General features: G+C 55.1%; 19 protein-coding genes and 1 pseudogene. 15 read left to right on the top strand and 5 right to left on the bottom strand.

Annotated elements, in window-relative coordinates; translation table 11 throughout:
* Positions 1–272 (top strand): transposase (locus tag R6V78_RS07585; RefSeq protein WP_410288733.1); only part of this gene is annotated, 272 nt, incomplete at its 5' end.
* A 355-nt stretch (positions 273–627) separates the two neighbouring features.
* Here the strand turns inward: R6V78_RS07585 and lysS are convergent.
* Positions 628–2205, bottom strand: coding sequence for a lysine--tRNA ligase (gene lysS / locus R6V78_RS07580; RefSeq protein ID WP_410288732.1), 1578 nt, complete (start codon positions 2203–2205; stop codon positions 628–630).
* 367 nt (positions 2206–2572) lie between these two features.
* Here lysS and R6V78_RS07575 point away from each other — a divergent pair, with 367 nt between their 5' ends.
* A complete protein-coding gene (locus R6V78_RS07575; RefSeq protein ID WP_410288731.1) occupies positions 2573–3781 on the top strand; it encodes a hypothetical protein in 1209 nt (402 codons plus the stop codon).
* Here the strand turns inward: R6V78_RS07575 and R6V78_RS07570 are convergent.
* Positions 3739–4980: an IS110 family transposase gene (locus R6V78_RS07570; RefSeq protein WP_410288730.1), complete on the bottom strand. Its 1242-nt coding sequence runs from the start codon at positions 4978–4980 to the stop codon at positions 3739–3741. The two genes, R6V78_RS07575 and R6V78_RS07570, sit on opposite strands and share 43 nt — an antisense overlap.
* Before the next feature lie 511 nt (positions 4981–5491).
* On the opposite strand from R6V78_RS07570, the gene R6V78_RS07565 reads away from it, so the two are divergent.
* The 8 genes from R6V78_RS07565 (at position 5492) to lipA (ending at position 12949) form a co-directional block, all read left to right on the top strand.
* Complete coding sequence (locus R6V78_RS07565) at positions 5492–5743, top strand: ferredoxin family protein (protein ID WP_410288729.1); 252 nt, start codon at positions 5492–5494, stop codon at positions 5741–5743.
* A 9-nt stretch (positions 5744–5752) separates the two neighbouring features.
* On the top strand, positions 5753–6868 hold the full coding sequence (gene vorB / locus R6V78_RS07560; protein WP_410288728.1) for a 3-methyl-2-oxobutanoate dehydrogenase subunit VorB: 1116 nt from the start codon (positions 5753–5755) through the stop codon (positions 6866–6868).
* A gap of 17 nt (positions 6869–6885) precedes the next feature.
* The gene (locus tag R6V78_RS07555; protein ID WP_410288727.1) at positions 6886–7662 is read left to right on the top strand and encodes a thiamine pyrophosphate-dependent enzyme; all 777 of its coding nucleotides are present in this window, start codon (positions 6886–6888) and stop codon (positions 7660–7662) included.
* A gap of 12 nt (positions 7663–7674) precedes the next feature.
* Positions 7675–8244 carry a 2-oxoacid:acceptor oxidoreductase family protein gene (locus R6V78_RS07550; protein WP_410288726.1) on the top strand — a complete coding sequence of 190 codons (570 nt, stop codon included), beginning with the start codon at positions 7675–7677 and terminating at the stop codon, positions 8242–8244.
* A complete protein-coding gene (gene gcvPA / locus R6V78_RS07545; protein ID WP_410288735.1) occupies positions 8163–9458 on the top strand; it encodes an aminomethyl-transferring glycine dehydrogenase subunit GcvPA in 1296 nt (431 codons plus the stop codon). The genes R6V78_RS07550 and gcvPA overlap by 82 nt, the downstream gene beginning before the upstream one ends.
* Positions 9455–10921 (top strand): aminomethyl-transferring glycine dehydrogenase subunit GcvPB, encoded by a 1467-nt coding sequence (gene gcvPB, locus R6V78_RS07540; protein ID WP_410288725.1) that lies wholly within the window; start codon positions 9455–9457, stop codon positions 10919–10921. The genes gcvPA and gcvPB overlap by 4 nt, the downstream gene beginning before the upstream one ends.
* Positions 10922–11157: 236 nt before the next feature.
* A complete protein-coding gene (gene lipB, locus R6V78_RS07535) occupies positions 11158–11874 on the top strand; it encodes a lipoyl(octanoyl) transferase LipB (protein ID WP_410288724.1) in 717 nt (238 codons plus the stop codon).
* 187 nt (positions 11875–12061) lie between these two features.
* Entirely contained in the window at positions 12062–12949 is an 888-nt protein-coding gene (gene lipA / locus R6V78_RS07530) for a lipoyl synthase (protein ID WP_410288723.1), read from the top strand.
* Between the two features lie 99 nt (positions 12950–13048).
* On the opposite strand, the gene R6V78_RS07525 is transcribed toward lipA, so the two are convergent.
* Positions 13049–13315: a hypothetical protein gene (locus R6V78_RS07525; protein WP_410288722.1), complete on the bottom strand. Its 267-nt coding sequence runs from the start codon at positions 13313–13315 to the stop codon at positions 13049–13051.
* A complete protein-coding gene (locus R6V78_RS07520) occupies positions 13315–14691 on the bottom strand; it encodes a TrpB-like pyridoxal phosphate-dependent enzyme (protein WP_410288721.1) in 1377 nt (458 codons plus the stop codon). Before R6V78_RS07520 ends, R6V78_RS07525 begins: the two co-directional genes overlap by 1 nt.
* A gap of 370 nt (positions 14692–15061) precedes the next feature.
* Here R6V78_RS07520 and R6V78_RS07515 point away from each other — a divergent pair, with 370 nt between their 5' ends.
* The 5 genes from R6V78_RS07515 to R6V78_RS07495 all read left to right on the top strand — a co-directional run bounded on the left by R6V78_RS07515 (position 15062) and on the right by R6V78_RS07495 (position 21026).
* Positions 15062–15331 (top strand): hypothetical protein, encoded by a 270-nt coding sequence (locus R6V78_RS07515; RefSeq protein ID WP_410288720.1) that lies wholly within the window; start codon positions 15062–15064, stop codon positions 15329–15331.
* On the top strand, positions 15328–16344 hold the full coding sequence (locus R6V78_RS07510; RefSeq protein ID WP_410288719.1) for a YheT family hydrolase: 1017 nt from the start codon (positions 15328–15330) through the stop codon (positions 16342–16344). The genes R6V78_RS07515 and R6V78_RS07510 overlap by 4 nt, the downstream gene beginning before the upstream one ends.
* A 215-nt stretch (positions 16345–16559) precedes the next feature.
* Positions 16560–17288, top strand: a complete 729-nt coding sequence (gene tsaA, locus R6V78_RS07505) for a tRNA (N6-threonylcarbamoyladenosine(37)-N6)-methyltransferase TrmO (RefSeq protein WP_410288718.1) — start codon at positions 16560–16562, stop codon at positions 17286–17288.
* Positions 17289–17577: 289 nt separating this feature from the next.
* Entirely contained in the window at positions 17578–18666 is a 1089-nt protein-coding gene (locus R6V78_RS07500; RefSeq protein WP_410288717.1) for a hydrogenase small subunit, read from the top strand.
* A 695-nt stretch (positions 18667–19361) separates the two neighbouring features.
* Positions 19362–21026 carry a nickel-dependent hydrogenase large subunit gene (locus tag R6V78_RS07495; protein ID WP_410288734.1) on the top strand — a complete coding sequence of 555 codons (1665 nt, stop codon included), beginning with the start codon at positions 19362–19364 and terminating at the stop codon, positions 21024–21026.
* An 89-nt stretch (positions 21027–21115) separates the two neighbouring features.
* On the opposite strand, the pseudogene R6V78_RS07490 reads toward R6V78_RS07495, so the two are convergent.
* Positions 21116–21576, bottom strand: a pseudogene (locus R6V78_RS07490) (phenylacetate--CoA ligase family protein); the annotation flags it as partial.

Below are 21576 nucleotides of genomic sequence, written 5' to 3'. Positions count from 1 at the left end.
ATCGAGCCAAATGGCATCGCGGCACAGCGGTGAGGGAACTGCTTGCCGCCAACCCTCGCCTGGAGATCATCGAATTGCCAACGGCTGCGCCAGACCTCAACCCACAGGAACAGGTTTGGAAGCAAACGCGGCGCAAGATCAGTCATAATCACCTTGAACCCAAATTGCCTGCACTGGCTGATCGGTTTGAGCACCACTTGCGTTCAACCACTTTTCGCTCCTCTTTCCTCGACCGCTATGGTTTCAATATCGTATGTCCGTTTTTGAATTAGTTTCTCTATAAGAAGGCACCACGAAATTCTCAACTAAGTTCATGGGTAACACATGTAGAGAACAAAGTGCATTGCTTGTTATCCGGCCATCCTTACGCCGAAGTAAAAAGTCTGATCAAGGAATAAATAGATGCCCGGGTAAGTAATGTCAGGGTGGGCAGATAGGCTTGGAGATAAGGGGGCAAAGGCCTATGATCCTGGCGCTCATTATCATAAAAGCTCACCCAAGTAAAATCTCACTAATTGTTTGATATCACAATCATACTCTGTTGAAAGTATAAACATTCCACCAGTGGGAAATAAAGCAGGGGGAGTTTTATGCACCGTTCAGGGAAAAACATTATCTAAGGAATCACTATCCTTCATTCATGAGCGCGACATGTAACAAAACCAACATCTTATCTTTTCCCAGCAGCCGGGCAAAAGTGCCAAAGCGCGGCCCACGTTCTTGACCCAGGATCACTTCGTAGAACATCTTGAACAACGCTTGCGGGGGAATGCCCGTCTCGGCAGCGATATCGAAGGGGATGGCTTGCAGCTCAGTTTCGTTCAAGCCTTCCGACTGGGCAAGGCGGTCGAAAATACGTTGGAGCAGTTTACGATCATCTTCGGTAGGCTCTCGATAGCGCTTGGTGGGCAATACGTAATCCCGGTAATAATGCATCCCTTTATGAACCAGATCCTCGAGCATGCTCCAGTACCGCTCTGCAGGGGGATCATACCGCTTCAGGTAATCCAGCACCAGGATCACATCCTCTGCCCCCAGCGCGGAGATCAGGTTGTTGATCAATGAGAAGTTGATCGAGGTGTTGTATTCCGGTACCCTGGTCCCTTTATCAAAAATATGCCAGATGGCTGAGTCAAACCGTTTGCCGGAGTCTAAGGAGGGGTATTGGCGCAGTGCGGAGAGGTAATCATCCACCGACTTGGGGACAATGCCCCAGAAGAGCCTTTTCGCCTGCCCTGGATTCTGAAACAGGTAGAACAGCAAGGACTCCAGCGGAGCGTAGTTGACCCAGGTGTCCACAGTCAGCCCCTTGCCAACACTTTTCGATATCTTGCGCCCCTCCTCGTCCAGAAACAGCTCATAAAAGAAGCCCTCCGGAGGCTGTTTGCCCATCAACCGCTCGATTTTCCCGGAGAGCTTGGCTGATTCGAGCAAATCTGAGCCATACATCTCGTAGGCAATATCATACGAATACCAGCGCAGCGCCCAGTCGGCTTTCCAACCAACTTTCACGTTTCCATTGTGGATCGAAACCGTTCCCTGATACCCGCAAGACTGCAGCAGCCCTTCGTGGCGGTCGCAAACGTAATCGACGCTGTCTGTTTCCGGGTGATACGCAGTGAGGCGCGTGCTGTTGATCCGACCGCAGCGTTCGCAGATGGGGAAAAACGGCGACCAGTCTTCGCGCTTCTCTTCGCCCAGGGTGGGCAAAATGATTGCATTCACTTCTGCCACTTTTTGGAGCAGAATTGAAAGCCCAGCATTGAAATCGCCGCGCTGGTAAGCCTCAGCTGAGCTTTGAAAGTGGTAATCGAACCGGTAAGCGTCCAGCATCTCCTTCAACTTATGGTTCATGTGAGCGCTGTAGCTTTCGTACTGGTCAAAGGGATCGGGAATGCGGCACAGCGGTTTTCCAATGTGCTCCCGGAGCATATCCTGGTTAGGCATATTGAGGGGGACCTTCCGCAAGCCATCCATATCGTCGCTAAAAGCAATCAGTTCGGTAGGCCAACCGGTCAATTCCTCGAAAGCTTTCCTGACCCATGTAGTGCGGGCTACTTCGGCGAACGTGCCGATGTGTGGCAGTCCGCTGGGTCCAAAACCGGTTTCGAGTCGTACAGGGGCGGCAGGCTGCCCGCCAAAACGTCTGCTTAGTTTTAGAGCTTCTTTAAAAGGCCAGGAGGTGCTTACGGGGGTATCTTGCATAATTGCATCCGTGAAGGTGTGTCAGGAAGAGAAAACTACCTGGTTGATTTACTGATTTTACTCTGGAATTAGATCAGAACCTCATTTTCTAAGTTGGATAGACACACATTGCAGGATGAAGATTACCATAACATCAATAAAATAACCGCCCAGGTCAGAATGATGCTCAGATTTTTCCACAGACATATCAATGTTTACTCTATATACTTCTGTTTTTAAAACCCCGATCCTTAATCATCTATTTTCATTGCTAGAAATCCAAATCGCTAATAAATCCTGATGTCCGGACAAAAGTTCGGACATCAGAGAAGCCTCGAAGAAGATAAACTTGGTATTCTGCGACCATCTTTATCAACTACGAGGCTTCATGGACAAGTTTATCAACAATCAAGAATTTATGGCGGAATTGTTTGACGACGCTGAAATAGCGGAACGGGCAGGAGAAATCGGGGCGGCCATTCTTGAGGCGCGCTCGTTACGATTGACGGACATTGCTGTGGAAATGGAGGGTGAAAGCGCAGCAGGCTATAAAAGGATCCAGCGGTTTCTTGGAAAAGCAGATCCACGCACTGCGCTCTGGCGGTTATTTCAAGAAGAGGCAGCGTTTGTGATTGGCGACCCAACCGAGATAGAGCGGCCACATGCGTGGAAAACAGAGTACGTCGGCAAGCTGAAAGACGGCAAAACGAGAGGTTTCTGGGCCTTGATCTTGGCTACACCGTATCGAGGCCGGGCAATCCCCTGTGGGATGGTTACTTACTCTTCAAAAACAATCGCACAGGGTCTGGACTCGCGCAACCTCAATCATTTTCGTGCCTTTGAAGGCTTGAAGGACATGTTGGGCGGACGCCCGTTGGTATTGGATCGAGAATTCAGTTACCTGGAATTGATGCTCAACCTGTTCGAGGAGCAGATCAATTGGGTAATCCGCCTGAACTTACGTGCCAATCCACCCAAATTCTATGATGATGACGGCAAGGAAGTGGCCTTGACGATTTCACCTGGGCAGACTGTGATTCTCAACCACGTCTGGTACATGGGCAAAGTGTGTATGAACATTGTTGGTACTTGGAAAAAAGGGCTGGCCGAACCGATGTGGGTGATGACAAACTTGGAGGCCAAGCGCGGTTTGCAGATTTACTTTGCCCGCATGAAAATCGAAGAAACTTACCGCGACCTGAAAAGCTTGCTCGGTTTGACCAAACTCATGAATAAACAGCAAATCTACATGGAGAAAATGGTTGCACTTTTATTGTTGATCTTCACGGTCGGCCTGCTCGTCGGCGAAGAATTACGCGACCTGCTCTATGGCGAACCCATCCCTGAGATTGAGCAAGTGGATGACAAAGAACGCATCCCAGGAGCGCCTTCCCTCAAAAAGGGTAAAAAGTGGAAACGCTATTCTGGTCTGTTTATCCTGCTAAAGCAAAAATGGAAACTCTCCGACGAACAGAAAGCTTTGATACTCAAGGCTGCTTTGGCTACCTTCCAGAACCTGGTTCACCCTCATGTCCGAACTGTTCTGAAAATAGTTCATGCAGCTATTGAGGTAAGTACCTCCAGGTTGACTTTATAACCCAAATGCTCTAAACGGCTAACCATTCGTCTTGTCGTAGCTTGTACATTGCGTTTGTCGAAGTAATCGCTGCCCAATTCGCGATATGGCTCTTTGTTCTTGATCATATGATATGCAATGATCAAGATGGAATGGGCTACGGCGATGATAGCTTTCTTTTTTCCTCTACGACCAGCCAAACGGTGGAATTGAGCATGTAGATAAGTGTTTTTCACTCTTGAGGCGGCATGTGCTGCTTGCGTCAAAGCTGAAACCAGAGCTTGGTTGCCTTTCGTAGTTTTGCCAGACAGGCGTTTCCCTGCACTTTCATTATTTCCTGGCGCTACCCCGGCCCAGGAGGCCAGGTGATCAGCAGTAGGAAACCGGCTCATGTCCACCCCGATTTCAGAAACGATGACCTCTGCTGTTCTACGGGCAACACCTGGTATTGTATCCAGGAGTATCACCGCCTCTTCAAAAGGGCGACAATATTCTCGGATTTCCTCATCGAACCTGGCTATAGTTTCATCCAGGCCATCTATCTGTAGCAACAATTCAGACAGCACAAAACAATGATGTGGTTTGACGTATCCCTGTAACGATCGGCTCAATAGTTCTCTTTTCTTTCTCAATCGTCCTTGAGCAAGTTCTGCCATTTCCTCGGGGGTTGATCCCCCTGCAATCATTGCATGCAAGATCGCCTTTCCCGAAACGCCGTTCACGTCCGAAGCAACGCTGGTCAACTTGATATTCGCACTTTCCAGAACTTTATGAAGGCGATTGACCAGGGTTGCCCGTTCTTTGACAAATGTGCTGCGCATGCGGGTCAATTCTCGTAACTCCCTTTGTCCCTTGGGTGGCACAAAGCTGGCTCTAATCAACCCGTATCGCAAGAGTTCAGCAATCCATTCCGAGTCTTTGACGTCTGTCTTTCTCCCTGGGACCGCCTTGATGTGCTGGGCATTCACCAGCCAGACTTCGAAATTATCTTCCAAGATATTGTAAATCGGCTTCCAATACTCACCTGTGCTTTCCATTGCGACGTGTGTGACACCATAACTCATCAGCCAATCCGACAACGCCAGCAGATCGTCTGTCATTGTCCCAAACGTCCGGGTCGCTTTCAACGGCTTGCCTCTTTCTTTAGACACGATTACTGTTGCTACAACGGTCTTCTTGTGTACATCTAATCCGGCGCAGTTGGTATGCAAAACGTCCATCCCTTTGCTCCTTTCCTTTTGCAACCAACGGTGGATGTCCAGGTGTTAGAATCTGTTCTTCGTGCTCGCTTTGCAGTGGCAACAGTAGGCGGTGCCTACAGACATCCAGGTCAGACTTTTGTTCGGGCTCCTGGCACCAATATCGGAGCGACCTTTGTGTTGGTTGCTCTGCCTCGGTTGTAGCACATTTTCATTCTAGGTGGTGAACGCAGTTCATGAAGACTTTTGTCCGGACATCAGCATTTCTGAGAGCGGGTGCACTAAAAGGTTGTTAGTGGTGAGTGGCTGCGGGCGGCACAACCGCCCGCAGCCACTCACCGCATATCCTAACAACTTTTAAGTGCTCCCCCTGAGAGCAACAAGTCGCGCACAACAAAGATTCTGGTCTCTCCCATAAAATATGCACTTTGACAGGATGGAATATGACAGTTAGCACTACCCGAAAGATTTCAATTACAAGATAATCAGGGGTGAATCTATCCAATTTATTTCCCTAGAAGGAGGTTGTCCCATGCCCATCAAGGGGTGGATTGAAGTCAATGAGAAGTTCTGTAAAGGGTGCGAGTTATGCATCAGTGAATGCCCGCAGCATGTATTGAGCGTTGATATGGAAACGCTCACACCCAAAGGTTATCATCCTGTTACTTTAAGTGGCGAAGGCTGCACCGGTTGCGGTATCTGCGCGATCGTGTGCCCTGAAGCGGCAATTACAGTTTATCGTGAAGTGCCTTTGCGCGCGCCACGCACGGTATCTACTTCATAGGAGGTTGTGATGGCACGCGAATTATTAGAAGGCAATCTTGCTATGGCAGAAGCCGCTGTGCGCGCTGGGGTGGAGGCATACTTTGGTTATCCCATTACACCCCAAACCGAAGTTCTGGAGTGGATGTCAAAGCGCATGCCTGAATTAGGCCGCACCTTTTTGCAAGCTGAGAGCGAAGTTGCAGCGGTTAATATGGTTTATGGCGCTGCATGTACCGGTGCCCGTGTAATGTCCTCTTCTTCCAGCCCTGGTGTCAGCCTAATGATGGAAGGTCTATCTTACATCGCTGGTACAGAAATACCTGCCGTATTGATCGATGTTGTACGCGGCGGACCTGGTTTGGGTAACATTGCCCCATCTCAGGGCGACTATAACCAGATCGTCCACGGTGGTGGTCACGGCGATTACCATCCAATCGTATTGGCTCCTGCAAGTGTGCAAGAAGCAATTGACCTGGTAGCTCTTTCATTTGATCTCGCAGAAAAGTATCGCTGCATCACCATTGTCATGGCAGATGGCTCGATTGGTCAAATGATGGAACCTGCAGAGTTACCAGAAATGCGCCCTGTGCGCAAAGAACGCGCCGAATGGGCAGTCACCGGCGCGGTGGGGCGCGAACCTCGTATCTTATCCTCAATTTATATCAACCCAGACGATGAAGAAGTTGCCAATCATCGCCTGTTAGACCGCTGGTATCAGATCCTGGAAAACGAAGTACGTTACAAAGAATACTATCTGGATGATGCTGAAATCGTGATCGTTGGATTCGGTACCGCAGGACGCATTTCGCTTTCAGCTGTACGAGCAGCCCGCGCTGAAGGAATAAAAGTTGGGCTACTGCGCCCCATTTCGCTCAGCCCCTTCCCCTTCCAACCTATTGAAGAAATCGCCACCCGGGCGCAATCAGTGCTCGTCGTTGAGATGAATACCGGGCAGATGCTAGATGATGTTCGCCTGGCTGTCAAAGGTCGAATTCCAATCGAATTTTACGGCAGGCCAGGTGGCACTGTACCGTTTCCGGACGAAATCCTGAACGAAATTCGACGTATGGCGCACGAACCTTTGTCCGCAGAGGGTGATGCCCGCTTGCGCTGGCGACAGCGTGTTAAGAAATCCCAGAAATAGGCAGCAGGAGAATACCTATGGAAGCTCCCGTTCAAACCCAAATTGTCTATACCCGTCCTACCTCTTTGACGGATACCCCCATGCATTATTGCCCTGGCTGTACGCATGGTGTGGCTCACCGCCTCATTGCAGAAGTGATGGATGAGATGGAAATCCGTGAAATCACCATTGGGGTAGCACCGGTAGGCTGCTCGGTCTTTGCCTACAACTACTTCAACTGTGATTTTGTTGAAGCAGCGCATGGGCGCGCGCCTGCTATGGCAACCGGTATTAAGCGTGTACTGCCAGAGCGGATGGTTTTCACTTACCAGGGAGATGGTGATCTGGCATCGATCGGTATGGCAGAAATCATGCATGCAGCGGGTCGAGGTGAAAACATTTCCGTGTTTTTCCTGAATAATGCCATCTATGGCATGACCGGTGGACAGATGGCTCCCACCACCCTGCCGGGTCAAAAAACAACTTCATCACCCAATGGTCGTGATGTGGAGCAAGCAGGTTTCCCATTGCACATGGCTGAACTCCTGGCGAAGATGGAAGGTTCCAGTTATGTCGTCCGCCGCAGCTTGCATGATCCTAAAAACATTCGAATGGCTAAGAAGGCTATCCGCACTGCATTCGAAACCCAACGTCGCGGGATGGGCTTTAGCCTGGTCGAGCTGCTCTCCACCTGCCCTACAAACTGGGGGATGACCCCAACAGATGCGCTCGTTTGGCTCGAAGAACATATGGTCCCGGTTTATCCGCTCGAAGACTTCAAAGTCGCCCCCGAGCTGGCTAACTTGAAATTCTAAGGAGCGAATAGCATGCAGTCAGAAGTCATCTTTGCAGGTTTCGGTGGTCAGGGTGTCTTATTCTCAGGACAAATCCTGGCTTTTGCAGGTATGGATTCAGGAAAAGAAGTCGCCTGGATGCCATCGTATGGACCCGAAATGCGCGGTGGTACCGCCAATTGCACCGTCGTCATCGCTGACGAGGAAATCGGCTCTCCGTACGTGCGCAATCCGCAGGCTGCAGTGATCATGAACCTGCCATCCCTCGATAAATACGAATCCCAAATAGCCTCTGGCGGGGCTCTTATCGTCAATGCTTCCATGGTCAACCGCGAAGTTCAGCGTACTGATTTGGATGTTGTGATGATCCCGGCACAGGAAATCGCCGAATCGATTGGAAACCGAAGATTGATGAATATTGTCATGCTCGGTGCGCTGTTGCAGATAAAGGCAATTTTACCTTTGGATGAAAGGATAAACGTATGCGATACCTGCCCCATACCCCGGAAGACATCCAACAGATGCTTCAGGTGGTGGGCGCGGCGGATCTGGACGCACTGTTTTCCAGCATTCCCGACGACTGCCGCCGAAAGGAGCCGATGAACCTGCCCGAGCCCCTCACCGAGTGGGAACTCAACGGGCACATGGACTGCATGGCCGCCAGTATGGGCGCACCCCCTTTTTATAAGGTGTTCATGGGCGCCGGCAGCTACCACCATTATATCCCCGAAATCACCCGTCAGCTGCTCCTCAGGGGCGAAGTGTTCACCGCCTACACCCCCTACCAGCCGGAAATCAGCCAGGGCACCCTGCAGACCATCTACGAATACCAGACGCTGGTAACCCGCCTGCTGGGCATGGAAGTGGCCAACGCCTCCATGTATGACGGCGCGTCGGGACTGGCCGAAGCCCTGCTGATGGCCATCCGGGTCTCCCGCCGCAAGCGGGTGGCCGTGTCGCGGGCCATTCACCCGCTGTATCGCAAGGTGGTGGAGACCTATTTCGCCCCCACCGGCTTCGAGGTGGTCGAACTGCCCGTGGGTGCCGACGGCCGCACGGACCTGTCCGGCTTGAAAGACCTGGGTGAGCTGGCCGGCGTGGCCCTGCAGAGCCCCAACTTCTTCGGCTGCATCGAGGATCTGGAATCGGCCGGCCAGACCGTTCATGCCGACAAGAAGACGCTTTTCGTGGTCGCCTTTTCCGAACCGCTGGCCTACGGCCTGCTCAAGAGCCCCGGCGCCTGCGGGGCGGACATCGCCTGTGGGGAAGGCCAGAGCTTCGGCATCCCCCAGAGCTTCGGCGGTCCGGGATTGGGCATGTTCGCCGCCAAACAGGCCTATGTGCGCGCCATGCCCGGGCGCCTGATCGGGAAAACCGTCGATCGTGACGGCAGGACCGGTTTCGTCCTGACCCTGGCCACCCGCGAGCAGCATATCCGCCGCGAGAAGGCCACCTCCAACATCTGCTCCAATCAGGGATTGTGCGCCACGGCAGCGACCATGTACATGGCGGCCATTGGGGGTACGGGAATCCGCGAACTCTCCCGGCTCAACCGCGACCGGGCCGAGTATCTCAAGGCATCCCTGGCTAAAGCCGGCCACACGTCACCGTTTAGGGCGCCGACCTTCAACGAATTCGTGGTCCGCTTTCCCGACGGGTTCGCCGACACCTGGCAGGCGCTGCTGGACAAGCGGATCGTCGCCGGGCTGCACCTGGCGCCCTACTATCCGGAACTGGACGACTGCTGGCTGATGTGCGTAACCGAGACCATCTCTAAAACGGAGATCGATGCACTGGTAAAGGAGGTGGCCAAATGAAAAACCAAATAAAAGATAAGATGGGAACCACCGGTTTGATCTTCAACGAACCGCTGTTGTGGGAAAAAGGGTCCCCGGGACGCAAGGGCATCTCCCTGCCTCGCCGGGATGTGGATGCCGCCCCGCTGGATGAATCCCTGGTGGGCGACGGTCCCGACTTTCCAGACCTTGCCGAGCTGGACGTGGTGCGCCACTTCACCAAGCTTTCCCAGTGGAACTTCGGTGTGGACAGCGGCATGTACCCGCTGGGATCGTGCACCATGAAGTACAACCCCAAAACCAACGAGCGCCAGGCATCCATTCCCGGCTTTGCCGGCGCCCACCCCCTGCTTCCCGCAAGCCTCTCCCAGGGCGCGCTGACCCTGATGCACGACCTGCAGAACCAGCTGGGCGAAATAACCGGACTGCCGGCGGTTACACTCCAGCCCGCTGCCGGCTCCCAGGGTGAACTGACCGGCATGCTGATTTTTTCCGCCTACCACAAACACAAAGGCCGGGCGCGCGCCAAGGTACTCATCCCCGACACGGCTCACGGCACCAATCCGGCCAGCGCGGCCCTTTGCGGCTTCAAGGCCGTGCCGGTCAAATCCGGTCCGGACGGCGTCCTGCTGCCCGAATCGGTGGCAGCCCTGATGGACGAGGATACCGCCGGCATCATGATCACCAATCCCAACACGTTAGGGCTCTTCGAGGACAATATCCGCCAAGTGGCCGAGATCGTTCATCAGAAAGGCGGCCTGGTCTACGGTGACGGTGCCAACATGAACGCCGTCATGGGCATCGTCAACATCGGCGATGTCGGTGTGGACGTGCTGCACCTCAACCTGCACAAGACTTTCTCCACCCCCCACGGCGGCGGCGGCCCGGGTGCCGGTCCGGTGTGTGTTACCCCGGAGTTGGAACCGTTTCTACCCGTTCCCCGGGTGGTCAAGGTCGGCGACGCCTACCGGCTGGACGAGGACTATCCGCTCTCGGTCGGCAAAGTGCACGCCTTTTACGGCAACTTCGGCATCCTGATCCGCGCCTACAGCTACATCCTGAGCGTCGGCAAACACCTCAAGGCGGTCAGCCAGTATGCCGTGCTCAACGCCAACTACATCAAAGAACGGCTCAAGGGCTACTACCACCTGCCCTACGATCGACCCTGCATGCACGAGTGCGTCTTTACAGACAAACACCAGCAGGAATACCACGTGGCCACCCTGGACATCGCCAAACGGCTCATGGACCACGGGTTCCATCCGCCCACGATCTACTTCCCGCTGGTGGTCAGCGGTGCCATCATGATCGAACCGACCGAGTCCGAATCCAAGGAAACCCTGGACGAGTTCATCGACGCCATGAAGCAGATCGCCCAGGAGGCCGTGGAGTGCCCCGACTGCCTGCATGAATCGCCCCAGTTCCCCAAGGTAAGACGGCTGGACGAAACCGCGGCAGCCAGGAATCCCTGCCTGCAGGGTTGAAAAGTACTGTTCCCGGGGGCGGCTGTCAGGCCGCCCCTTTTTTTCCTTGGGGGGCGCAATTTAATGTCAGAAGACCGTTGCAAAAATCGATGTTGGAAACGACGATTGGTTTTTGATCTTATTTAAGATTTAGATTTTCTTTGGAAATTGAGTTTTGTACTTTGGTGCCTGCATTTTATTGTGTCCGGTTTATCCGGGTTTTAGCCACATCATTGCGGACTTATCGAAAATTGCCCATGGCGCCTGAGAAACACGACAACCAAATGCCGTGCTGGTGGGTCGACCTTCCGGAAACCGACTACCTGAAGGCGCTGGACCTGCAGTTGGCGATAGTAGGGGCCAAGACAGCCGGCCGCCTGGACAGCGACGTGATCCTGTGCATCGAGCACCCCCGGGTTTTTACCCTGGGACGGCGCGGGGGTCGGGAGAACCTGTGCGTCAGCGATGCATTTCTTTCTGAAAAGCGCGTCGCGGTGGTGCCCACCGACCGCGGCGGCAACATCACCTACCACGGACCGGGACAGCTGGTGGTCTATCCGATCATCGATTTGAACCGCCGGCGCCTGAAGGTGGTCGATTTCGTAGCCGGTTTGGAGTCCGCCATGCTCCGCACCGCCGCCAACTGGAATATCGCAGCCACCACGGATCCAGCCAACCGCGGTGTCTGGCTGGATGGCGACAAGCTGGGCAGTGTGGGCATCACCGTTCGTCGAGGTGTCAGTTTCCACGGGCTGGCTCTCAACGTGAACACCGACATGGAGCCTTTTGGCTGGATCAACCCCTGCGGCTTGAACCAGGTGCGCATGACCTCACTGGAATGCCATCTCGGCAGACCCGTCGCCATGGCGGAGGCCCGGCAACACATGGCCAGGCATCTATCAGCGGTTTTCGGGATTGCCTTGACAACGGTCAGCCTGGAACAACTTTATGCCGAGATCGAATCGGGGGATTAGTATTAGATTGGGATTCGAGGGGTCGAGGGAAATGCTAACCAACTGCGAATCGCTGAAGTTTGACAGAAAGCTTTTTGACGGCTTCGCAAAAAAAGATGTTTAATACAATGATACGCTTGTTGGAAGGCAAACACCTGGCCCCTTGAGCCCTCGGATCCTTGAACCCTTTTTTTGAAAGCCTCGTATCATGACACCATCCAACCCCATCCGCACCGGCAAACCCGCCTGGCTGCGCAGGAAACTGCCCTCGGGACCCGAATACGAACAGATCCGATCCATGATCGGCAAGGGTCAGCTCCACACGGTCTGCCAGGAGGCCAACTGCCCCAACCAGTTCGAATGCTTCTCCGCCCGTACGGCCACTTTTTTGATCCTCGGCGCCACCTGCACACGCAACTGCCGTTTCTGCAACATCGCGGGCGGCCGGCCGGCGCCGCTGGATCCCGATGAACCCCGGCGGGTGGCCGACGCGGCCAAAAGGATGACCCTTAGATACGTGGTGGTCACCTCGGTGACCCGGGACGATCTGGAAGACGGCGGCTGCGGCCATTTTGCCGCCACCATCCATGCCCTGCAAAAGGCCATCCCCGGCGTTCAGGTGGAAGTTCTCATCCCCGACTTTCAGGGGAAAAAATCAGCCTTGGAAACTGTCCTGGCAGCCCGCCCCGATGTCCTCAACCACAACATGGAAACCGTACGACGCCTCTATCCCAGCGTGCGGCCCCAGGCAGATTACGACCGGTCACTGGAGCTGCTGGCTCGCGTCAAGACCATCGACTTGTCCATCCCGGCCAAATCTGGGATCATGCTGGGCCTGGGCGAAACCGAAGAAGAAGTCCGGCAGACCATCGCCGACGTTTACGGCACCGGATGCCACATGCTCACCATCGGCCAGTATCTGCAACCCACCCCGCAGCATCTGCCGGTGGTCGATTTCATCCCTCCGGAAGAATTTGAACGCTGGCGCCGCTTTGCCCTGGAAGTTGGTTTCAGGAAAGTGGCCTCCGGCCCCTTTGTGAGAAGTTCCTACCATGCCGGAGAGATGTTTACGGGAAGTGGCACCGGCGAGTTTTAAATCATTTATAGGATTCTTGTATGTTGATGGACGTCATTCAACAACCCGGCTGCACCTTAAATTGCGCTGCCGGGTTCGATTCATGCGGGGGATGGCTGCTCAGTCCTGCGCGGTTCGCTCCTTGGCACGGCGAATGAGGTCCACCAGGCTGGTCATTTTGTCCGGCGGGGTGCGCTGTACCGACAGTGCGGCGAAGTCCTCTGCTGACAGGCAGCTTTGCATGTGCGCAACCACGTCGAAGCGCTCCCACCAGCAGTCCAACACCTTGAAGCAGGGCGATTTCTCCCCGCCGCACACCTTGCAGTAAGCGAAGGCCACGTCGCCGCCCAGCCGCGGGCAGCGTCGTTCAAGACGTTGCGTATCCATCAGCGGCTCTTGAAATTCATGGGTTTGGGGTAGTCCTTGAGGATCGCCGTGGATTGTTCGATTTCGGCATCGTCCAGGCTATAGTCGAACAGTTGCCCGGCAAAATATTTATCGTAGGCCCCCAGGTCCAGCAGACCGTGGCCGCTGAAGTTGACCACGATGGTCTTCTCCCGGCCCTCTTCCTTGGCCAGCCTGGCTTCCTCCACCACCTGGGCCAGGGCGTTGGTGGTTTCCGGTGCCGGGATGAAACCCTCGGTGCGCGCCCACAGGATACCGGCTTCATAGGCGGCCAGCTGCCCCACGGATTTTGGGGTCACCAATCCCTCGTTGATCAACTGGCTGACGGCGGGTGCCATACCGTGGTAGCGCAAGCCGCCGGCGTGAATGGGCGCCGGCACGAAGTTGTGCCCCAGGCTGTGCATGGGCAATAGCGGCGTGTAACCGGCCGTATCGCCATGGTCATAGGCAAAAGGCGCCCGGGTCATGGTCGGGCAGGCCTTGGGTTCAACCGGGTAGATCTCGATCTGTCGGCCGTTGATCTTGTCCAGGATGAAGGGAAAGGCCAGGCCGGCAAAATTGCTGCCGCCGCCGGCGCAGCCGATGATGACATCCGGATAGTCGCCGGCCATCTCGAACTGTTTTTTGGCCTCCAGGCCGATGATGGTCTGGTGCAGCATCACATGGTTGAGCACGCTGCCAAGTGAATAGCGGGTTTTGCCGGATGTGTCGCTCACCGCGGCTTCGACGGCTTCGGAGATGGCGATGCCCAGGCTGCCAGGTGTGTTGGGGTCCCTTTCCAGGGCATCCCGGCCGGCCTTGGTCTCATTGCTGGGTGAGGCGATGCACCGGCCGCCCCAGGTTTCCATCATGGCTTTGCGGTAAGGCTTCTGGTCGAAACTGATGCGCACCATATATACCTTGCAGGTCAGTCCGAACTGGGCACAGGCGAAGGAGAGCGCGCTGCCCCACTGGCCGGCACCGGTTTCGGTGGTGATCTTCTCGATGCCGAAGACCTTGTTGTAGTAGGCCTGCGGCACTGCCGTGTTGGGCTTGTGGCTGCCCGGCGGGCTCATGCCTTCGTTCTTGTAATAAATTCTCGCCGGGGTGCCCAGGGCCTTCTCCAGGGTCGTGGCCCGTGTCAGGGGTGCCGGCCGCCAGATGGAAAGTACGTCCAGCACCGGCTCGGGAATATCGATCCAGCGATCCGAACTGACCTCCTGCTCGATGAGATTCATGGGAAACACCGGCGCGAGCATATCGGGACTGATCGGTTGGCCGTCGGGTCCCAAGGGGGGATTCATTTTGATGTCAGCCAGAATATTGTACCATTGCCTAGGAATTTCATCTTTGGGCAGGATGAAGCTCTTGGGTTGCATGCACGTTCCTCCTTGGTGTGAATTGATCCCCCGCCAGCCTGCATGGTCATCGCTGACCCGCACAACGGGAAAAGATGCCGGCGCTTTGCAAGAGTGGTTCTACGCCTTTCATCATGTTTCTGTCAATAGAAATACCCTCGGCCGACAGGGTTCTGCCAACGCACCACTGCATACCATGCACCCATGGGAAAATCTAATAGGGTTAAACGACCAACCCAGGGTTTGCCTTAAGGCGTGCAGGCTCGGACGCCGAAGGGACATTGCCGCAATCGGCAAGGGCCGCCGAATGCCCGAAAGAGAAATGGGTATTGACCTTTATTTTTCAGCCCTGCTAAAGTCGTTGAAACCAATCAAAAATAAGGGGGATACGATGACACGACGGGTTTTTATTCAGCGCCTGATGTCAGGCATCATGGGCATGGGCGCACTTGTATGGGTAAACGGCTGCATGGCACCGCTGATCAGCGCGGCAGCGAGGGATAAAAACGCCGGAGATCCGTGGCAGTGCATGAACTGTGGCCATCTCACCCGCACCAGGGAAGATCTCTCAGGGACGCGCTGCCCCCGCTGCACCCAGCGGATGCTTAAGAAAATCAGCGAGGCGCAGATGGCCGACGCCCTGAAAAAACTGGGCGCATGACCTCGTTTGCTCCATCCCAAGCCAGCGGTAAAAACCATCCATCGCCGGAATCCTGCGATCTGAACCCGCCTTTTTTGCTGCGACCGGCCGGTGTTCAGACCCTGCTGGCCAGCGCCGGCCTGCGAGCCTGGGGGAACAACCCCATGCTGGATGCTGCCCGGGAGACGATCCTCACCACCGCCGAGGGTGTGCGCCTGCTGGGTTACATGAGCCGTCAACCCCGGTCCCACAGCAAGGGTCTCGTAATCCTGCTGCACGGCTGGGAGGGCAGCTCGGCATCCACGTATATCCGAACCACAGGGCGATTTCTGTTCAGGTGCGGTTTTGATGTTTTCCGCCTCAATCTCCGGGACCACGGCCCCAGTCATCACCTGAACACCGGAATCTTCTACGCGGTGCTGCTGGAGGAAGTCTTCGATGCGGTTCGCCAGATCAGTACCGCCGATAAAGGAAGGCCGGTGTTTCTGGCCGGGTTCTCCCTGGGCGGCAATTTTGCCCTGCGCATCGCCCGGCAATGCACCACACGACCCATCAGTGGTCTGCGGCAGGTGGTGGCCATCAGCCCGGTGCTGGATCCGGACAAAGCCACCGACCGGATCGACAACAGCCGGCTTATCCTGAGATACTTTTTAAAGAAATGGCGCCGCTCACTGGCCATCAAGCAGTGTCTTTACCCGCAACACTATGAATTTGCCTCCCTGATGGAGGTGGACAATATCCGTGAAATGACCGAACGACTCCTGGTACGATACAGCAATTTTGACAGTGCCAGGGCCTATTTCAAGGCGTATACCCTGGTCAACCAAGACCTTCAGGGGGTAACCATTCCCACCACCATCATCACCGCCCGAGACGACCCCATCATTCCGGTGGAAGATTTCTACAACCTGCACATCGGCGACACGACCCGCCTGATCGTTCAACCCTACGGCGGGCACAACGGTTTTCTGGAAGGGTGGCGGCTGAATGGGTGGTATGAGAAGGTAATGGTCGCGGCGTTTGAAAAGGCCTGATTAAAACCGTTTGTCTCCGTCGATCAGCCCGCCCAGCGATCCCAGAATGGATCCTTCGCCCCGGCTGCTCAACCAAATGCTGAAGCAGAGGCGGTGCTCTGTCAAGGTCAAATTTATTGCCCCTTGACGCTCTGTTCATAAGCGGCCGGGTATGCTACAAACCAGGATCGAAACGCTGATTGGCAAACAGTCGTTCAGGCACCCTTGAGGCCCATATGGATAAGGATTTCACCTTTCACCCCATAGGCATTATCCACTCCTGCTTTTCCGAGAAATTCGGCATTCCGCGACAGCCGGGGCTTGTTCCTGCCGCCCGGGCTACCCTGGAAATTCTGCCGCCCTATGATCGGGAAGAAGCCTTCAGGGGACTCAAGGATTTTTCTCATCTGTGGCTCGTCTTTGTCTTCCACGGTATCGACAAGAGGAAGTGGCAACCCACGGTGCGGCCGCCACGGTTGGGCGGAAACACGCGTATCGGTGTTTTCGCCACCCGGTCCGGATTCCGGCCAAACCCCATCGGCATGTCCAGCGTGGTCCTGGAGGACGTCCGCCGGGACCGTAAAAAATTGGTCCTGGAACTCTCCGGCATCGACGTCCTGGATCAGACCCCGGTTTTAGACATCAAGCCCTATCTGCCTTATGCAGACATCATCCCGGGCGCGGTCGGCGGGTTCGCCGCCGATCCTCCCCGAGCATCCCTGTCCATTGAATTTACGGAAAATGCCCGGCAGGCCTGTAGGCTGCTCGAAAATTCCTATCCGGGATTCTTTGATCTGGTCAATCAGGCGCTCAGGGCCGACCCCCGTCCCGCCTACCTGGGAAACCGCTCCGATAGAACAGAATTCGGCCTGCGGTTGTATGACCGCAATATCCGATGGTCCTTCCGCCCGGGCACCATCGTCGTTGATTCCATCGAGACGGTCTTCACGGACCGCCCAGATTGATCTGACTGGTTCGTATTCACCATTTTTTGCACTTCTGGCGAGCAAATCTTGAACTTGTGTGTAACCGATAATGGCTATCGACGCCCTCAGTTCGTTTGATCGGGCCCCTTTCAATTATCGCCCTCATTTATTTCAATTATCTTTATTTAATAGCAATTTAAAAATTTTAAGGTAGATTTTGCCTGCTTCCAGATGCCTGGACCGTATCTATGGTACTAATTTTGTATATACCCCGAAAAGTAAATTGGTAAGCCATCACATTACGCTTATGGGATTGAAAGGAGAGCCGATGCTTGCACATCAGATTTCAAGACGAACCTTTTTGAAATACTGCGGCGGCGTGGCGGCCGCATTGGGGCTTTCACCAACCATGATCCCCAGGATCGCCCAGGCCTTGACCAGCGACAACCGACCACCCGTCATATGGCTCCATTTTTCCGAATGCACCGGGTGCAGCGAATCATTCCTTCGGGCCGCCGACCCCGATGTGGCCGCCATTTTATTGGATGTCCTCAACGTCACCTATCATGAAACCATTCAGGTGGCCTGTGGCGAAAAAGCCGAATATAACCGTGATCAAACGGTGCGCAACCATTCCGGAGCGTTCATCTGCATCGCTGAGGGATCCATTCCCACGGCCGACAATGGTGTATTCGGCATGGTGGGTGGGCGCACCATGCTGGACATCGCCCGGTCCGTGATTCCGCATGCCAAACACACCATCGCCTTCGGTACCTGTGCCGCCTACGGCGGCCTGGCCGCTGCGGCTCCCAACCCCACCGGCGCCAAAGGGGTGAAAGATGCCATTGGTGTGAACACCATCAATATCACCGGGTGTCCGCCCCATCCCATCAACCTGGTGGCATGCGTTGCCAGCTATCTGCTCAACAACCAGATGCCGGCCCTTCGACCGGATGGCCGGCCCACCTTTTGCCACGGCGAGACTATCCACGCTAGCTGCACCGTTCCCCATGGCTGCATGGAAGGGTATAACTGCAAGGGACCCCGAACCTACAACAACTGCCACAAGACGCTCTACAACCAGGAATCCTGGTGTGTGCAGGCCGAGCATCAATGCATCGGCTGCTCGGAACCCAACTTCTGGGACGCCAACGCCCCCTTTTACAATCCCATGTGGGCGTCGATGTTCCACACCTACCGCAAAGCGGCCGTCGCCCACGAAGAACAGACCACCGCCTCGTGCAACCGCTGTCATGGTGGGGATATATTCGAAAAACAGGAATCCAAGAGTGATGCCCTTCAGCGATTCCAGCAAAAAATGCACCGTAAACATAAAATCGATCTGGACACAAACCGCAGTTGCGCCAACTGCCACGCGGACGTGCCAGGGGGGACCTTAGATCCCTTCAACATGTAAGCGCCAGTTTGCGCGATGATCCCCATCAACCAGCCATTTGGTTTGCGAGAACAGAATAAAGGAGTTCCACGATGGCAGATCCCAATGTCGAAACCAGCATCAGCAGCCTGAAGGTTCCTGAAAGCGGAAACGCAACATTTAACGTACGGCTATCCTCACGGCCCAAAAAAGAGGTCGAACTTAAAGTAGAGCGGATTTCCGGGGATAAGCATATCCGCGTTGTATCTGGAAAAGAGATTAAATTTTCCAAAAATAACTACAACCAATGGAAAACCGTCACCTTGAACGCAAAAGATGACGCCGACAGCGCCGACGGTGTGGCCACGTTCAGGATATTTGGCGAACATGTCAAGGATGCCTTCTTGACGGCAACCGAAGTCGACAGTGACGGCACGGCGCCAGCCTTCATGATTATAACCGACACGGACACGCTGAATGTCACGGAAGGCGGATCTGCCATTTTCAAGGTCAAGCTCAGCGACAATCCCGGCCAAGACGTATCCGTGACCGTCGGCCATGACAGCGGTGATTCCGACCTGTCGGTGGTTTCCGGTCTCACTTACTATTTTGATTCGAACAATTGGAACGACTATCAGCCGATAACCGTAAAGGCGGTTGAGGACGGTGACATCAAAAATGGCAAGGTTACCTTTGCCCTGTCGTCATCACTTGCACCGACCGTTTATGTCACTGCCATCGAAACAGACAACGGCGGTGGCGGCACCTCATTATCCAGTCGGGTGGTGATCGATCCCGTCAGCCGGATCGAAGGCCACCTGCGGATAGAGGTGGAGGTCAGCAACGGGTGCGTCACCAAAGCATGGTCCACCGCCACCTTGTTCCGGGGTATCGAGACGATTCTGACCGGCCGCGATCCCCTTGACGCCCCCCTCATCACCCAACGCCTGTGCGGCGTGTGCACCTACGTTCACAACCTGGCCTCCGTGCGCGCCATCGAAGATGCCCTGGGGGTGGAAATTACCGACAACGCCCGCATCATCCGCAACCTGCTGCTCGGCGCCCAGTTCCTGCACGACCACATCGTCCATTTTTATCACCTTCACGGATTGGACTGGGTCGACATCACCAGCGCCTTAAACGCCGATGCCACAGCTACCGAAAATTTGGCCCGTGCCATCAGCCCGAATGCCGACGCCATTGATTTTTCCGCTGCCAAATCACGGCTGCAGTCGCTGGTGAATACCGGCAACCTCGGTCCGTTTGCCAACGGCTATTGGGGTCACAGCGCCTATGTCATGAACCCTGAAGAAAACCTGCTGGTCACGGCCCACTACCTGGAAGCCCTGAAAAAACAGGTCGTCGCCGCAAAAATGATGGCCATCTTGGGCGGCAAGAACCCCCATCCCCAGTCCACCGTCGTCGGCGGCGTTACCTGCGGCGGCGAGTTGTCTGTCGATCGGTTGAACCGCTTTCGCGCCTACCTGGAAGAGACCCGTAAATTCGTCAACACGGTGTATATCCCTGATCTCAAGGTGGTGGCGTCCAAATACGCCGATTGGGCCGCCGTCGGCAGCTTCTCCAATTTTATGGCCTGCGGCGAGTTCCCCTTGGGCCCCAATGTTCCCGTGGACCTGTTCATGCCCCGCGGAGTGATCTTCAACGGCGACATATATAACGTTCAGGCACTGGATCCGGCCTACATCAGCGAGCATGTGGCCCGCTCATGGTATGCGGGCTCAACGGATTATCACCCGGAGGTGGGGGAGACGGTTCCCAACTACACGGGTATGGATGTGGACAACCGTTACAGCTGGCTCAAAGCCCCCCGGAATGACGGGGAGGCCATGGAGGTTGGGCCTCTGGCCCGTGTTCTGGTGGGCTACGGCCTGGGTCAAGCGGAATTCGTCAATCCTGTTCAACAATTCCTCAGCGACACGGGCCTGAAAGAGGCGAACCTGCTCTCCACCTTAGGGCGAACGGCGGCCCGGGGAATCGAAACGGCCATCATTGGTGATGCCATGGTGGGATGGTTGAACGAACTGGAGAACAACCTTTACAACGGCAAGAATCAAATTTACCAGCAATACAACCTGGGAACCAGTTCCGGCACGGGTTTTCTAGAGGCCCCGAGAGGGGCGTTGGGACACTGGATTCACATTCAGGGTTCGACGATTGACAATTATCAGATGGTCGTGCCGACCACCTGGAATTTAGGACCCAGATGCGCCAAGGGCGTGCCCGGTCCCCTGGAACAGGCGCTGGTAGGGGTACCGGTGGTCGACCCCTCCAGCCCAGTTGAAGTGATCCGGGTGATCCACTCCTTTGATCCCTGCATCGCCTGCGGGGTTCATGTCATCGATACCGGTGAGGATAAAACATATTCAGTCAAAGTCGTCTAAACGCGTGGTACCGATTATTGACTCAATGGCGTTGGCTCAAGTCTGCGGTGGTCTGCAAACACCGCTTTGGGGGTCGATGGATGTGGGCTTTACCCACCCGCTTCGATACGTTTCCGATGGGTACCAATCTCGTTGCTCAAGCGGACGAATTCCGCCACGGAAAGACTCTCCGCACGCCGCATGGGATCGATCAGGGCTTTTTCAAGCAGCCGTTCACTTGCACCGGGCACCAATTCGAGATCGCTCTGGGACAAGGCGTTTCTCAGGGTTTTTCTGCGTTTGCCGAAGGCCGCCTTGATCACGCGAAAAAGAAGGAAATGACGCGGCAGAATACTGCCACAGCGACAGCGTCCGGGAATGATCCTGGTGATGTCACGGGTACGGTAACGGATCAGCGGCGCGCCTTCCTTGCACAGACTGGTGACCACCATCTCGCCCCACTCGCCATCCGGCAGAGGTTCAAGGGTTGCGGGGTCGAGGATTTCGACGAGGTAGTAATCGCCCCAATAGTGGATGCAGTCATGTTCACGGCACTCGATTCCGGTGCCGG

The sequence above is a fragment of the Desulfosarcina sp. genome (assembly GCF_046496365.1).
Classification (GTDB): Bacteria; Desulfobacterota; Desulfobacteria; order Desulfobacterales; family Desulfosarcinaceae; genus Desulfosarcina.
Note: the sequence above shows the minus strand (reverse complement) of the source record. Positions and strands in the feature narration are given on the sequence as shown.